Here is a 16,164-nt window from a genome sequence, read left to right on the forward strand (position 1 = left end):
CAAACGTACACTCATATAGTATACTTTTTGTGATGGATAAATAAATTTTTATCAATCTGGGCCGCTCCCGGTTTGCAGACAAGCTTAAATCATTGTTGATATGCTGTAAGGGAAGTTTATAATCCTTATGATCAAATAAAGTTGAAAAAAGACAGAAATTTTGGAGGGGAAACATCATGTCAGCAGTAAAAATTACAGACAGCATTTATTCTGTAGGGATATTGAATCCGAATATGCGCATATTCGATATCGTAATGACTACCGAATATGGTACCTCATATAACTCCTTTCTGGTGAAGGGCACAGAGAAAAATGTGCTGATTGAAACGTGCCACAAAACGTTCTTTAAGCACTATCTCAACAATATCCGCGAGGTCATTGACCCTGCCGATATTGATTATATTGTACTGAACCACAACGAGCCGGACCATTCCGGCGGTCTTGCACAACTGCTGGAATATACGCCGAATGCAACCATTATCGCCTCTCAGGCGGGCTCTATCTATTTAAAAAATATTACGAACCGGGCAGACCTTAAAATGCAGGTAGCCAAAAACGGCGATCTGCTGGACATTGGCGGAAGGACACTGCGGTTTATCAACGCGCCCTTCCTGCATTGGCCCGATTCTATGTTCACCTGGGTCGAAGAAGAAAAAACGCTCTTCAGCTGTGACTTTTTAGGCACGCATTACTGTGAGCCTTATCTGTTTGACTATAACCTTGCCTATCCTGAAAAATTCAAAGTCGCATTCAAGGGCTACTATGACGCTATTTTCGCGCCGTTCAAGCCTTATGTGCTTGCCGGTCTGGAAAAAATCAAGGATCTGCCGATCGAATTTGTATGCAACAGCCACGGCCCGATCATTACAAAAGGCTGCATGCTGGATTATGTGCGGGAAAAATATCGAGAGTGGAGCCAGCCGGTAAAAAATGAAAAATTAACGGTTCCCATTTTCTACACAACCGCGTATGGCAATACAGGGCGAATTGCCGACGCAATCCGTCAGGGAATTTTGGAGTCCAGGCCGGACGCGGATGTTACCACCTACGATATGATTGAACATGATATGAACGACCTATCTGAACTGCTGAATTGCTCGGATGCGTTTGCGCTGGGCAGCCCGACGATCAACGGCGACGCGGTTCCGCCCGCATGGGTTTTGCTGAGCCATGTCGACGCGATCAATAACCGGAAAAAACCGGTTTTGGTATTTGGTTCTTATGGCTGGAGCGGCGAGGCCGTACCGAATTTGTCCGCGCGTCTGAGCGGCCTGAAGATGTCGTTATTCGGAGAAGGGTTAAAAGTTTGCTTTATTCCCTCGGAAGAAGATCTGAAAAAGGCGTGCGAGCTTGGCAAGGCTTTCGGAGAGACTCTGAAATGACGTGGTATTGGGGGAGCGCTGTTCCTGGCGCTCCCTGTTTTATACCGTCGAACCTTGAATATTTTTGCCCAAAATGCTATGATAAATCAATCTCGCATGTTATTTGAATGGGATAGAGGAGATGGAAATTTGCCGGAACAGGTACAACAGGCGGTCAGCAACCAGGAAATAGCCGCGCAGATGGAATATGCCGGGCGTGCAAAATCATTGCTCTCACAGCGCTATTCGCATCCGCCCATGGCGTACGTGCATTCCTTTGGCTGTCAGCAGAATCAGAGCGATGGTGAAAAGATCAAAGGGCTGCTTGCCCAGATCGGATACGGCTTTACCGACCAGGTGGAAAACGCCGATCTTGTCATCTACAATACCTGTGCTGTCCGTGAAAACGCGCAGGATCGCGTTTTTGGAAATGTAGGCGCGCTGAAACCGGTCAAGCAGGAAAGACCGGATATGCTGATTGGGCTTTGCGGATGCATGATGCAGCAGAATTCTGTTTCTGAAAAAATTAAAAAAAGCTATCCCTATGTCGATCTTGTTTTTGGAACACACGCGCTCCACTTGCTGCCTGAATTACTTTTCAGACGGGTTTCGGGAGAAAAGCGCCAGTTTTCCAACGCGGAAGGCCCCGGAAGAATTGTGGAAGGGCTGCCGCTGCGCCGGGATGGGAGCATTAAGGCCAACCTCCCGGTGATGTATGGCTGCGACAATTTCTGCTCCTACTGCGTTGTCCCGTATGTGCGGGGCAGGGAGCGCAGCCGCAGGCCGGAGGACATCCTGTCCGAGGCAAGGGAGCTGGTCAGGCAGGGCTACCGGGAAATCACCCTGCTTGGGCAGAATGTAAACTCCTATGGGAAAGGGCTTCCCGAGCCGGTTGATTTTTCCGATCTCTTGCGTGAAATCAACCGCATTGAGGGCGATTTTCAGATACGGTTTATGACCAGCCACCCGAAAGACTGCACCAGAAAACTGATTGAAACGATCGCGGACTGTGAAAAAGTATGCCGCCACATTCATCTGCCGGTACAAAGCGGCAGCAACCGGATTTTAAAAGCAATGAACCGCCGTTATACGGTGGAAGGGTATCTGGAGCTGATCGACTACGCGAGAAAATGCATTCCGGGCATCACTTTTTCCAGTGATATTATCGTCGGCTTTCCGGGTGAAACCTATGAGGAATTCCGGCAGACGGTGGAGCTGATCAAACGGGTGCGTTATCATACGCTGTATACGTTTATCTATTCTCCGAGAGAAGGGACAAAAGCAGCCTCCATGGAGGACCCAATTCCGGAAAAAGAAAAATCCCGGTGGCTGAGGGAACTGCTCGCGGAGCAGGATGTGATTCGGGGTGAGCTGCAAAATAATCTGATCGGAAAAACGATCCGGGTGCTTGCGGATGGTGAGGGAAAAAGCGGCGAAGGCTGGATTTCGGGGCGGACAGCTTCCAATGATATTGTGGAATTTATTGCCCCGAAAGAAACGATAGGCTCTTTTATAACTGTCGAAATTGAACGCGCGTTAAACTGGGCGTCTTTTGGCAAACTAAAATAGGGTGACCAAATTTATAAACTGGAGGATTCACAATGGATGTTATATCAATCGCGAGGGAACTGGGAAAAGCGGTTCAGCAGGACGAACGTTATATTAAAATGATGGCACAGCAGCAGACAAACGACGAGGACACCGCTTTGCAGCAGTTGATCGGAGAATTTAACCTGAAACGTGTCGCGCTGAACACCGAAATCAATAAAGCCGATAAGGATCAGGAAAAGGTAACCGCCATTAACAGCGAAATCAAAGAGATCTATGGAAAAATCATGGCAAATGAAAATATGCAGTCCTATAATGAGGCGAAAGCGGAGTTGGATTCTTTGATGGATTTTGTTCTTCAGATTCTGCGCGGAAGCGTGAACGGGGAAGACCCTGATCTGATCCAGCAGCAAAGCGGATGCTCGGGCAGCTGCTCTTCCTGTGCGGGCTGTCACTAATTTATAATCTCGGAGGTCGCCGCAGATGGAAATCAATATGGAAAATCTATCGCCAATGATGCAGCAGTATTTTGCCATCAAAGAAAAGCATAAGGATCATATCCTGTTTTTCCGCCTCGGCGACTTTTATGAGATGTTTTATGATGACGCGGTTGTGGCGTCGCGCGAGCTGGAGCTTACATTGACGGGGAAAGTGTGCGGGCAGGAAGAGCGGGCGCCCATGTGCGGCGTGCCCTATCACGCCTGTGATGTTTATATTTCCCGACTGATCAAAAAAGGATATAAGGTTGCTATCTGCGAACAGATGGAAAATCCCGCGCTGGCAAAGGGCGTAGTCAAGCGGGAAGTTATCCGGGTGGTGACGCCCGGCACTCTGATCGAGAGCAACATGCTGGCAGAAGACGCCAATAATTACATTGCGTGTATCCTGTGCGACACAAAAGGATGGGGGCTTGCCTGCGCCGATATTTCGACAGGGCAGGTCTTTGTGTCGCAGTTTGCTGCCTCTGGGCAGGAGGACGTCATCAACGAGTTGTCCCGTTATAATCCCAGCGAGATTATTTTTAATGAAGGGGTTCTCGATCAAACGGCTGTCACCAAATTCATGAAAGAAAAGCTGCACTGCCTTGCCGACTTGTGCGATAACGAAAAGTTTGAGCCGGCTGTTGCGGAGCAGCTGATCGTGCGGCATTTTTCCAGGGAACTGCAGGATCTGGGGCTGCAGGACAAGCCTATTTCCGTTCGTGTCCTCGGTGCTTTGCTGTCTTATTTATATGAGACGCAGCAAAAAGGTCTGGAGCGCATTACCGGCATCAACTGTGTTAACGCGGAGCAGTATATGGTGCTGGATATGACGGCACGCCGCAATCTGGAACTGACGCAGACGATGCGTACCGGGGAAAAGCGGGGCACCCTGCTCTGGGTGCTTGATAAAACCAAAACCGCAATGGGCAAGCGTCTGATGCGCAGCTTTCTGGACAAGCCGCTTGTAAATCCCGCCATTATTAACAAGCGGCTGAACGCCGTGGAAGAGCTTTATAACGACCTGATGCTGCGCTGTGATCTGACGGAACAGCTTTCGGGAATCTTTGATCTGGAACGTTTAATGACCCGTGTGATTTACGGCAGCGCGTCTCCGAGGGAATATAAATCGCTGGAATACACCTGCCGGGCATTGCCGCAGCTGAAGGCGCGGCTGGCGGACTGCCGAAGTCAGTATCTGCAGGAGATTGAACGAACTCTCGACCCGCTGGAAGACCTCTGTGAACTGATCGGGAGAGCGATTGTCGACGAACCCCCTGCAGCCCTGAAGGACGGAGGGGTCATCAAAGAGGGGTTCAGCGAAGAACTGGACAGCCTGCGTTCGCTGGTACATAATACGAAACAAATTTTAGTGGAGATCGAATCGGCAGAGAAAGAAAAAACAGGTATCAAAAATTTAAAAATCGGATATAACCGTGTATTCGGATATTATATAGAGGTTACCAAATCCAATCTGAATCTGGTTCCTGAAACCTATATCCGCAAGCAGACTTTGGCAAACTGTGAGCGGTATATTACGCAGGAATTAAAGGAACTGGAAGAAAAAATTCTGACCGCCGGCGACCGCATCGCAACGCTGGAAGCGGAAACATTTGAACAGGTTCGGGTCAAGGTTTCGGCCGAGCTGCACCGTGTGCAGGCGACTGCCTCCGCTGTAGCCAGCCTCGACGTATTCTGTTCGCTTGCAACCGTAGCAAGCAACAATGGCTACTGCCGCCCGGATGTCAATCTGTCCGATGAAATTGTTATTCGGGAAGGACGTCACCCGGTTGTAGAGCAGTTGATGGGCGGGGCGCCCTTCGTTGCCAATGATACGGCACTCAACCGTTCGGACCATATGATTGCAATTATCACCGGCCCAAATATGGCCGGAAAATCCACTTATATGCGCCAGACGGCGCTGATTGTACTGATGGCCCAGATCGGCAGCTTCGTGCCCGCGGCGTCCGCTTCCATCGGCATCGTGGACGGCATCTATACGAGAGTCGGGGCTTCCGATGATCTCGCTTCCGGGCAGTCGACATTTATGGTGGAAATGACCGAGGTTGCACAGATTATGCGGGAAGCGACCTCCAGAAGCCTTCTGATTCTGGATGAAATCGGCCGCGGTACTTCGACATTTGACGGCATGAGCATCGCGCGTGCCGTGATAGAATATATAGCGGACAAGCGCCATATCGGTGCAAAGACGCTGTTTGCTACCCATTATCACGAGCTGACCGTTCTGGAGGACGAAATCCCCGGGGTTCAAAACTACAACATTGCTTGCAAGAAGCGCGGCGAGGACATCACATTTCTGCGCCGGATTGTTCCGGGCGGGGCTGACGACAGTTATGGGATTGAAGTTTCCAGACTTGCGGGTGTACCGGACTGGATTATTAAGCGCGCGCGTCAGGTGCTGAACCAGCTGGAAGAGGGCAGAACAGTCTCACCGGCTAAAAAGAAACCGGCCACGGAACAGGGTTCCTCACAAATTTCATTTGAGGCTATTGTGCCTTCCGAGGTGGAGGAAACCCTGCGCAAAACGGACGTCAATACGCTGACCCCAATCGAGGCGCTGAATAAACTGTATGAAATGAAAGAACTGCTGAAAGAATAAGAGGAGGTGGACACATGGCGAAAATCAATCTTTTAGACAAGCAGGTGGCGGAACTGATCGCTGCCGGCGAGGTCGTGGAGCGCCCTGCGTCCATCGTCAAGGAACTTGTGGAAAACGCCGCAGACGCAGGCGCTACTTCCATAATCGTTGAAATACAGGGCGGCGGAATCCGGCTGATCCGCGTCACCGATAACGGCAGCGGCATTGAGCGGGCCGATGTGGCCAATGCATTCCTGCGTCATGCTACCAGCAAAGTGCGCGTCAGCGAGGACTTAAGCCATATTACAACCATGGGTTTCCGCGGGGAGGCTCTGGCGTCCATAGCCGCGATGTGCAGGGTAGAACTGCTGACCAGAACCCGGGAAGAAGTGGCCGGCACCTTTTATTCCATTGCAGGCGGCGAGGAAGAACGGCTGGAGGACGCTGGTTGCCCGGTCGGCACCACGATCACAGTCCGCGACGTTTTTTATAACACCCCCGCGAGGATGAAATTTCTGAAAAAAGATGTTTCGGAAGGGAACAGCGTTGCCGCTGTTGTGGAAAAAGCGGCATTGGCAAACGCAGGTGTTGCGTTTAAGTTCATCCGTGACGGAGCCGTAAAGTTGCAGACGCCGGGTGACGGTCAGCTGATTTCCGCAGTCCGCTGTATTTTGGGGCGTGAATTTGCCGAGGGCTCAATTCCGGTTCGGTATCAGCAGGGCCAGTTGGTGCTTGAAGGATGTATCTGCAAGCCTTTCATTGCGCGCGGTTCCCGCACGATGCAGAATTTTTTTATCAACAACCGGTTTGTACGCTCGAAAACCTGTATGGCGGCGCTGGAAGAAGCCTACAAGAATATGCTGATGATCGGGAAATTTCCCTCCTGCGTATTGAACGTGACGATCCCGCCCTATGAGGTGGATGTCAACGTTCATCCCGCCAAGATAGAGGTCCGGTTTGCGAATGAAAAAAGCATCTTTGATCTGGTCTACTACGGCTGCAAAACGGCGCTTGGCGCAAGCAGCCTGCAGCCTGAAATAAAAGCGGAAGATGTAAAGTATAGTCCCTTTTCAATATCGCAAAGTCAAGAAATTCCGCGTCAGGAGCGGATGAGTGCCAGCCAGTACCGGCTGGTGGTTTCTGAACTGCCGGAGAAAAAAGCGGAGGTTTATTCACCAGTTAGCAATCGGACACAACCGCTCGCCGCAGAAAGACTTTCGTTTACGGAAAAGCCTGTTCCCCGTTCTGTATCTCCGACGGGGGAACCAATGCGTGTTCCAAGCCTGCAACCGTCGGCCGCTACGGCGGTGCTGGAAAGTGAGAACTTTTTGGACGAAACCTATGATCTGCGCAAAAAGCCGATGCTCGACATCGAAGCGGAACCTGAGCAGGTTCCTCAACCGATGCCGCAGGACCCATACGAAAACGCCCGGCTGATCGGAGAGTTGTTTGATACCTATTTGGTTTTGCAGAATGAAGACCAGATGATCCTGATCGACAAACATGCGGCGCATGAACGGCTTTTGTTTAACCGCCTGACGTCCGGCGGGATTGCGGGCGAAAAGCAGTTGCTGCTCGCTCCTGTATCGGTGAAACTGACGCCGGATGAGCATGCCGCCATTCTGGACAACCTGAAGCTTTTGTCGGACGCCGGGATTGCAATTGAAAATTTCGGGGACGGATTTGTGGTCGTGCGCGAAGTGGCGCCGGTTTTGGCCAAAACCGATCTGGAGCTGGTTGTGACAGAACTTGCGCAGAAGCTGCTCAGCTATAATCATCATCTATTGCCCAGACAACTGGAAGATTTGTATCACACGATCGCCTGCAAGGCGGCCATCAAGGCACATGACAAGACTTCATCACTATCGCTCAAGCAGCTGGTCACCTTGCTGAGAGAGGACGGAAGTGCAACGCATTGTCCGCATGGGCGGCCTGTTGCAATTCGCATGTCCCGTTACGAGATTGAAAAAAAATTTGGCAGACTTGGATGAGGCTTTTATGACTGAACCAACAAAAAGGATACCGCTGGTGGCTGTGGTGGGGCCGACAGCATCCGGAAAAACGGGCCTTGCCGTGGAACTTGCAAAAGCGTTTGACGGGGAAGTGATTTCCGCTGATTCCATGCAGGTATACCGGCAGATGGATATTGCGACTGCAAAACCTACGGCAGAGGAGATGTCCGGCATCCCCTATCATCTGATTGATTTCCTGGAACCTGACGATGCGGCTTTTTCCGTCGCGGATTATGCGGAATTGGCGCATGCCGCGATCAGCGAAATTGCCGGACGAAAAAAACTTCCGATTCTCGCCGGTGGAACCGGTCTTTACGTGAACGCTGTTGTGGATAATATCAACTACGCGGAGATCCGGAATGACGAGACTGTTCGTCTGGAACTCGAGTCTGTTGCAAGGCAAAAAGGAAATCAGTTTCTGCTTGGACAGCTTGCTGCGGTTGACCCGGAATTGGCCGCGGCGCTGCATCCCAATAACCTGGGCCGGATTATCAGAGCGCTGGAGGTTTACCGGCTGACAGGCATCCCTATGAGTGAACATCAGCGGCGGTCCCGTATGGAGGGGCCGCGTTATGATTTATGCATGCTTGGCCTTTCATTTGCCGAGCGGAAAAACCTTTATGACCGCATTAACCGGCGTGTGGATATCATGATGGAAGAGGGTCTTTTGGAAGAAACGCGCAGAATCAGCCGCATCTATGGCGGGACAGCGCGTCAGGCAATCGGTTATAAAGAGCTGGAGGCATGCCTGAACGGTTCCGCCACCTTGGAAGCCTGTGTTGCCGCGTTAAAGCAGGCGACCCGGCGCTATGCAAAACGGCAGATGACCTGGTTCGGAAGGGATCCGCGTATCCACTGGCTGACTGTTGACAGTTTTTATGATCATTCGATGCTGTTGGAAGCCGCAAAAAACATCATTCACAACAGCGGTATTTTATGATATAATAAACAAACAGATAAAACAGATCAATATGAATGCAATAAACAACGAATTTTGCTTTGCAACAGGGAGGGTAATGATGAAACAGCTTAATCTGCAGGATGTTTTTCTAAATCAGGCGCGGCGTGAAAAAATTACGGTCACGATCTATCTGACGAATGGCTTCCAGTTTAAGGGCATTGTGAAAGGCTTTGATTCTTATATTGTCATCCTGGACTGTGAAGGACGCCAGAACCTTGTTTATAAGCATGCAATTTCAACGATCATCCCGGCCAAACCCATCAGCATTTTGGATTCCTGCGAAGCCGGCGGTGAAGAATAGTATCCTATGAAAAATACTTTAACACAGAGGATCGTGCTTGCAATATTAGCGCTGTTCCTTTTCGTTTATGTGGGCTTTCAGGTATACCGTTTTCTGAATTCCCGTTATAGGACGGAAACGGCCTTATTATATACTGTATCCGAGTCTTCCAGGATTACCGGAATTGCGCTTCGGGATGAACTGATTCTGGATGACCGGATAGGCAATGAGGTGGCTGTCTATATGGTTGAAGATGGTGCCAAGGTGTCTATCCATTCACAGCTCGCAGAGGTTTTCCGGAATAAGGCGGATGCCGAGGCAACCGCTAAAATGAGGGAACTGGAAATCAAGCGCGGTTTGCTGGAAAAGTCACAGGATCCGGGAACGACCTCCTACGCGCACACCGACGTACTGAACAAACAGATTTTCAGCGAAGTGGGGAGCATCGTTGATGCGGTAAATACGGATACGCTGATCAATCTGCAGAATACGGCGGACAAGCTGCTCGTGCTGATCAATACAAAACAGATTGCAACAGGCCAGCAGAATGATTTCCAGAATGCAATCGACCAAATCAGCGCGGAAGAAGATTTTTATGCCCAAAAGATCACCGAAGAACCCCAAATTATTCAGTCGCCTCAGCCGGGTTATTTTATTCGGGCGATTGATGGTCTTGAGAACAAAGTTGATATGGAAGAATTGGATCAACTTGATGCCAGTCAATTGTTCCAGCTTATGAACCAGCCGGCACAGAAGAAAAGCAGGCCGGATGGACGCGTTGGCAAATTGATGGTCGACCACAACTGGTATTTTGCCGCAACCGTACCGGATGATGAGATTGCCAAATATCGCCTTAACGGGATTGTAACGCTGGATTTTAATATCAGCGGGTTAAGCCCTGTTACGGCTACGATCTGCAATGTCAACAAGGACCCGGAGAAGGGGAATGTGGTGATATTCCGCTGCGGCTACATCAATGAGTCCCTTGTGAACCTGCGTATTGCGCAGGCGGATGTCCAGTTTAAATCTGTGACAGGGCTTCGTATCAGTGAACAGGCCATCAGGTTTGTAGGCATGCAGAAGGGCGTCTATACCCTGGTTGGTGACAAGCTGCTGTTTCGACCTGTTAATGTGGTTTATGAAGACGTCGGATTTGTGCTTTGCAGGGATAACGATCCGGAATATGCCAATAACCCGGATTTCGGTCGCGGCTTGCAGCAATTCGATGAAGTTGTAATTGAGGGGATGAATCTTTATGACAGTAAGCAGGTCGGATGACAATTCTATTGCTCATACAGTTCGCTGTATTTCAGATCATATACGGGAAGCATGTGTAAGCTGTGGAAGGAATCCGGCGGATGTCCGCTTTATGGCTGTTACGAAAACAGTTGACGCGGCACGGGTAAATGAAGCGATAGACGCAGGAATCACCTTGCTGGGAGAAAACAAGGCACAGGAGCTTTGCGCAAAATATGAAGACTATCATAAAAGTGGTGTTGAAATCCATTTTATCGGCCATTTACAGACCAACAAGGTACGTCAGATTATCGATAAGGTAACGATGGTCCAATCTTTGGACAGTATTCCATTGGCTGAGGAGCTGCAACGCCAATGCGAAAAGCATCAAAAACATCTGGATTGCCTGGTGGAGGTAAATATTGGAGAAGAGCAGACAAAATCCGGCATTTTGCCTGAGTTATTGCCAAGATTTTTAGAGCAGATGACCAATTTTGACCGTATTCATGTCCGTGGAATGATGGCTATTCCGCCGATTTGTGAAGATATCGTACAAAAAGAACATTATTTCTCCAGCATGTATCAACTATTTATTGACATCGGGGAGAAAAAAATAGATAATATCAATATGGATTTTCTATCCATGGGTATGTCTGACGATTATTCGATAGCCATTAAACATGGGTCCAATCTCGTCAGGATTGGGAGCGCGCTTTTTGGTCGGAGGAATTACCCCAATAAAATTTAAAATTGCGGCGATCCTGTTTTTTGCAGGACGCGGCTGTTGAGATATTGAGAGGGATGTTGTTATGGGAATCATGGACAAATTCAAGAATTTTATCGGAATTCCTGAAGATGAATATTACGAGGATGATGTAGACTTCCTTACCAATGACAATCCGCGGGATTCACGTGCGCCGCGCGAACCGGAGGAGCCATCTGCCCATTCTGAAAACAGTAAACGTGGAAATAAAGTTGTGAATATCCATGCGACCACACAGCTTCAGGTGGTGCTGGTCAAGCCGGAACGGTTTGATGACGCTTCTTCAGTCGCAGATCACCTCAATGATAAACGTACTGTGGTACTGAATCTTGAGTCTACCAATAAGGATGTTTCCCGCAGACTGATAGATTTTCTGTCAGGTGTGGCTTATGCGAATAACGGACAAATTAAACGCGTGGCGAACAGCACCTATATTATCACGCCTTATAATGTTGATATTATGGGAGACCTGCTGGACGAGCTGGAAAGTAACGGTGTGTTCTTCTGATGAAGCCTGTTTACCTGACAGACAAGCAGGATAAAGCATTTGCCGCTCATATTTCAGATCTGTTTTTGTCTGCACAGCAGAACGCAATGACCCGCTTTTCAGGCTTTCTGGACATGCACCAGCTTACTTTGGCGCGTCAGGTTGCCGTGTCAAGCGGGTATTCCAATTATTTGTTTTTTTCAGGTTATCCGGAGGGGGAACGGGCTATGCTTGGGGTTTTTTCTTTTTATGGAGAGCAGGCCCCCTTTCCGATTATACCGATTACCCTGCGTTTTCGTAAAGAAGACCCCATTGGACACAGAGACATTTTGGGTGCTTTCCTCGGATTGGAAATCAGACGGGAGGCGGTAGGCGATATCCTGGTAGGTGAAGGCGCGGCGGTTGCGTTTGTTACGGAATCGGTGGCGCCTATCCTGCTGAATGAATTAAAGAAGGTTGGGCATTGCGGTGTGAAAGTTTGTCAGGGGATGCCCGAAACTCTGCCTCCGCTTCATAACTATTTGGACATTCCTGCGACTGTCAGTTCACTCAGGCTCGATTGCATTGTGGCGGCGATAGCAGGAATTTCCCGTGAAAAATCATCTCAGACCATAGGGGCACAGCTTGTATTCGTGAATGGTGCTTCTCAAAGTGAACCTTCTTGGAATGTTGCCGAAGGTGACGTTATTAGTATCCGTGGATTCGGTAAGTTTTTATTCGCAAGCGTTAACAAGGTTACCAAAAAAGGCAGATTGCAGATTCTCTGCAAAAAATATGTATAAGAGAATAAATCTGGTTCAGATTTTAAGATATTAGGGGGATGTTTCATTGTGCTGAATCCAAACGATATTGCCGGCAAAAAGTTTGACAAATCGATGGGCAGAGGCTATAAAGCCGATGAGGTGGATAGCTATCTTGTTCAGCTTTCGAATGAAGTGGGCGCGCTTCTTGCGGAAAAAAGTGAGCTGGAGCAAAAATTGATTGTTTTGGCCGAAAAATTGGAAGAATATAAGCAGGATGAAGAAAGCCTACGTTCTGCACTTGTCGGCGCTCAGAAACTGGGAGACAGTGTCGTGCGCGACGCAAAAGCGAAAGCATCGTCTATTATAGAAGAAGCAAGTATAAAGGCGAATCGGATAGTTGAGAACTCCAAACAGGCGGTTGAAAGCCAAAAAAACAGTTTTCTGCGTATGCAGCGCGAAGTGGCTACCTTTAAAAGTAAGCTGCAGCTGCTGTATAAGCAGCACTTGGAGTTGATCAGCAGCATTCCCGTAGATGAAAATACTGTGACCGCGGCAGCCTCATCTGCTGCTGCCCCAAAGGCCGAGCCTGAACCGGAATCCGACTATGTCGACCCGGCAGATGTCCCGCTCCCGCAGGGCGATGACTTCGGAGAAGAAATGCCCGCGATGGAGCCGCTGGAGTACACCGAAGACAGCGGGCTTTCTTATACGGAGGAACAGGAGCTTGAACCGGTTCATTCTCCGGCCGCGGACCCGGGACATCGCGAGTCCCGGTTTGGCCCGCTCAAGTTTGGTAAAGAATATGACATCAAGCGTGATGATAATAAACGCAGACGATAGATCAAAGAATCTGTTAAATAGACAAACAAGGAGAGATATATCCAATGTCCGAGCAGGATTACAGTAAAACATTGAACCTTCCTAAAACCGATTTCTCGATGCGCGCAGCATTGCCCTCCAAAGAGCCGGGTATGGTTTCCAAATGGAATAACGAACAGCTCTACCAGAAGCTGATGCAGAAAAATGAGGGTAAACCTCTCTTCGTACTGCATGACGGGCCGCCGTATGCCAATGGAAATATTCATTTGGGAACCGCGCTGAATAAGGTGCTGAAGGACATCATTGTTCGTTATAAAAATCTGAACGGTTATAGATCTCCTTATATTCCGGGCTGGGATACACACGGCCTTCCGATTGAACTCAAAGCGCTGAAAAAAATGGGCGTATCCCGCAATATTCCGCCCGTGGAATTGCGACATCACTGCCGTGAGTTTGCGCTCAGCTATGTCGATATCCAAAGAGAAGAATTCAAACGTTTAGGGGTTATTGGTGACTGGGAGCATCCGTATCTGACACTAAAGCCGGAATTTGAGGCCAAACAGATTGAGCTGTTTGGTGCCATGGCAAATAAAGGCTATATTTATAAAGGTTTGAAGCCGGTTTACTGGTGCCCTACCTGCGATACGGCATTAGCTGAAGCGGAAATTGAATATGCCGAAGACAAATGCCATTCTATCTATGTGAAATTCCAGGTGGTAGACGATAAGGGCGGCAAGCTTGCGGAGCTGGGGGCAAAGGACCTGAGCAAGACCTACTTTGTGATCTGGACAACCACCACCTGGACGCTGCCGGGCAATATGGCAATTTGCGTTGGCCCCGCTTTCGAATACTGTGTGGTGGCCGCCAACGGTGAATATTATGTGCTGGCGAAAGATTTGGTGGCGGAATCCATGAAAGCCGCCAATATTGAGCAGTATGAAATTTTGGGCTCCTGCCTTGGCAGTGAGCTGGAATATATGACCTACCGCCATCCTTTTATCGACCGCGTTTCTCCTGTCATCGTGGGGGATCACGTTACGTTGGAAAGCGGCACCGGCTGCGTCCACACAGCGCCCGGACACGGCGTTGAGGACTTTGACGTATGCGCGCAGCATTATCCCGAAATTGAAGTCATTGTTCCGGTCGACCATGAGGGCAAACTGACCGAACTTGCCGGCGAGTTTGCGGGCTTGACGACAGAAGACGCTAATAAGGCGATTGCGAAGAAGCTGGAAGAACTGGGCCGCCTGTTTGCGATTCAGAAAATCATCCACCAGTATCCGCACTGCTGGCGCTGCAAAGACCCGATTATTTTCCGCGCAACCGAGCAGTGGTTCTGTTCGGTTGATGATATTAAAGAGCAGACAATCGACGCGATTAATCAGGTCGAATTTATTCCCCCGTGGGGACAGGGCCGCATGATTAACATGGTGCGTGACCGCAGCGACTGGTGCATTTCCCGCCAGCGTACCTGGGGTGTCCCGATTCCGATTTTCTATTGCAAGTCCTGCGGGAAATACCATGTCGACGAGGCAAGTATTAAAGCAGTGAGCGATCTTTTCCGCGAGAAAGGATCTGATGCGTGGTACACAACGGAGGCCGCCGACATTCTGCCCAAAGGGACAACATGCAAATATTGCGGAGGGACGGAATTTACAAAAGAGTCCGACATTATGGATGTCTGGTTTGATTCCGGGACATCCTATGCGTCGGTGGTCTATGGAAACCCTGATCTGAAATGGCCGGTCGACCTTTATCTGGAAGGGACCGACCAATACCGCGGCTGGTTCCAGTCTTCGCTGCTGACCTCTATTGCATGGAAGGGGAAAGCGCCTTATCAGTCTGTCTGCACCCATGGATGGGTTGTGGACGGGGAAGGCCGTAAACAGTCAAAATCGCTTGGAAACGGGATTGAGCCTTCGGAAATCACAAACCAGTATGGCGCGGATATCCTACGCCTGTGGGTTGCATCTTCCGACTATCATGCCGATATCCGCATTTCCGGCGATATTCTCAAGCAGCTTTCCGAGGTTTACAGAAAGATCCGCAATACCGCGCGCTATATCCTTGGCAATATCAGTGATTTTGACCCCAACAAAGATCTGGTTCCGCTTGAGCAACTGACAGAACTGGACAAGTGGGCGCTGGCGAAGTTTAACGACTTGGTCGCGCTGGCGAAGCAGTCGTATGATCGCTATGAGTTCCATATGGTTTATCACGCACTGCATAATTTCTGTACAATCGATATGTCCAACTTCTATTTGGATGTCATTAAGGACAGACTATATGTAGAGGCGGCAGATTCTCTGAACCGCCGTGCCGCTCAGACCGCGATCTATCACATTCTGCGTGGCCTTGATATCATCCTTGCCCCAATTCTTTCGTTTACTGCCGAAGAGATTTGGAGCTTCATGCCTGCTGACGTAAACTATGACGGGGATTCTGTCATGTTTAATGAGATGCCGAAGGTGATGGAGAATCTTGTGGATGAAGCGTTTATGAATAAGTGGGATCGGATTCATGCGGTGCGCGACGATGTGCTGAAAGCGCTTGAAGAAGCAAGAAATGCGAAAGTCATTGGAAAATCTCTTGAGGCGCAGGTAACGCTTCACTGTGATGAGGAACTGTATGCGTTTCTGTCCGAGGTGGAGAAAGAACTGGAGCCTGTCTTCATTGTATCCCAGGTGCATCTCACAAAGGAGGGCGCGGGACAGTTTAACGGCAGCTGCGCCGGATTAAGTATTGATGTGGCGAAAGCGAACGGCCACCATTGCCCGCGTTGCTGGGTCTACAGCGATACGGTGGGCAAAAACGAAAAACATCCTGATTTGTGCGCACGCTGTGCGGAAATTATCGGGTAAAAAATTCATAACTGC

Annotated in this window: 13 protein-coding genes; all 13 read left to right on the forward strand. The window is 49.5% G+C overall.

The features are described 5' to 3' along the window. The first annotated feature begins 176 nt into the window (after positions 1–176). The 13 genes from C1A10_RS17120 to ileS all read left to right on the forward strand — a co-directional run bounded on the left by C1A10_RS17120 (position 177) and on the right by ileS (position 16,149). Positions 177–1,382, forward strand: coding sequence for an FprA family A-type flavoprotein (locus C1A10_RS17120; RefSeq protein WP_101911405.1), 1,206 nt, complete (start codon positions 177–179; stop codon positions 1,380–1,382). A 129-nt stretch (positions 1,383–1,511) separates the two neighbouring features. Beyond that, complete coding sequence (gene miaB / locus C1A10_RS17125; RefSeq protein WP_341456933.1) at positions 1,512–2,930, forward strand: tRNA (N6-isopentenyl adenosine(37)-C2)-methylthiotransferase MiaB; 1,419 nt, start codon at positions 1,512–1,514, stop codon at positions 2,928–2,930. A gap of 32 nt (positions 2,931–2,962) precedes the next feature. After that, positions 2,963–3,367 (forward strand): YlbF/YmcA family competence regulator, encoded by a 405-nt coding sequence (locus C1A10_RS17130; RefSeq protein ID WP_101911406.1) that lies wholly within the window; start codon positions 2,963–2,965, stop codon positions 3,365–3,367. Between the two features lie 37 nt (positions 3,368–3,404). Beyond that, positions 3,405–6,008 carry a DNA mismatch repair protein MutS gene (gene mutS, locus C1A10_RS17135; protein ID WP_101911731.1) on the forward strand — a complete coding sequence of 868 codons (2,604 nt, stop codon included), beginning with the start codon at positions 3,405–3,407 and terminating at the stop codon, positions 6,006–6,008. A gap of 14 nt (positions 6,009–6,022) precedes the next feature. Then, the gene (gene mutL / locus C1A10_RS17140; protein ID WP_101911407.1) at positions 6,023–7,978 is read left to right on the forward strand and encodes a DNA mismatch repair endonuclease MutL; all 1,956 of its coding nucleotides are present in this window, start codon (positions 6,023–6,025) and stop codon (positions 7,976–7,978) included. A gap of 7 nt (positions 7,979–7,985) precedes the next feature. Further along, a complete protein-coding gene (gene miaA, locus C1A10_RS17145) occupies positions 7,986–8,939 on the forward strand; it encodes a tRNA (adenosine(37)-N6)-dimethylallyltransferase MiaA (protein ID WP_101911408.1) in 954 nt (317 codons plus the stop codon). 76 nt (positions 8,940–9,015) lie between these two features. Beyond that, entirely contained in the window at positions 9,016–9,261 is a 246-nt protein-coding gene (gene hfq, locus C1A10_RS17150) for an RNA chaperone Hfq (RefSeq protein WP_101911409.1), read from the forward strand. Positions 9,262–9,267: 6 nt separating this feature from the next. Then, positions 9,268–10,518: a biotin/lipoyl attachment domain-containing protein gene (locus C1A10_RS17155; RefSeq protein ID WP_101911410.1), complete on the forward strand. Its 1,251-nt coding sequence runs from the start codon at positions 9,268–9,270 to the stop codon at positions 10,516–10,518. Next, positions 10,496–11,224: a YggS family pyridoxal phosphate-dependent enzyme gene (locus C1A10_RS17160; protein ID WP_101911411.1), complete on the forward strand. Its 729-nt coding sequence runs from the start codon at positions 10,496–10,498 to the stop codon at positions 11,222–11,224. The genes C1A10_RS17155 and C1A10_RS17160 overlap by 23 nt, the downstream gene beginning before the upstream one ends. A 61-nt stretch (positions 11,225–11,285) precedes the next feature. Continuing rightward, positions 11,286–11,747, forward strand: a complete 462-nt coding sequence (locus C1A10_RS17165; protein WP_101911412.1) for a cell division protein SepF — start codon at positions 11,286–11,288, stop codon at positions 11,745–11,747. Then, positions 11,747–12,508, forward strand: coding sequence for a YlmH family RNA-binding protein (locus tag C1A10_RS17170; protein WP_101911413.1), 762 nt, complete (start codon positions 11,747–11,749; stop codon positions 12,506–12,508). The genes C1A10_RS17165 and C1A10_RS17170 overlap by 1 nt, the downstream gene beginning before the upstream one ends. Before the next feature lie 48 nt (positions 12,509–12,556). After that, complete coding sequence (locus C1A10_RS17175) at positions 12,557–13,309, forward strand: DivIVA domain-containing protein (protein WP_101911414.1); 753 nt, start codon at positions 12,557–12,559, stop codon at positions 13,307–13,309. A 44-nt stretch (positions 13,310–13,353) separates the two neighbouring features. Further along, positions 13,354–16,149, forward strand: coding sequence for an isoleucine--tRNA ligase (gene ileS, locus C1A10_RS17180; protein WP_101911415.1), 2,796 nt, complete (start codon positions 13,354–13,356; stop codon positions 16,147–16,149). The last annotated feature ends 15 nt before the right edge of the window (positions 16,150–16,164 follow it).

The organism is Marasmitruncus massiliensis (genome assembly GCF_900186535.1).
In the GTDB taxonomy this organism is placed as follows: Bacteria; Bacillota; Clostridia; order Oscillospirales; family Ruminococcaceae; genus Anaerotruncus; species Anaerotruncus massiliensis_A.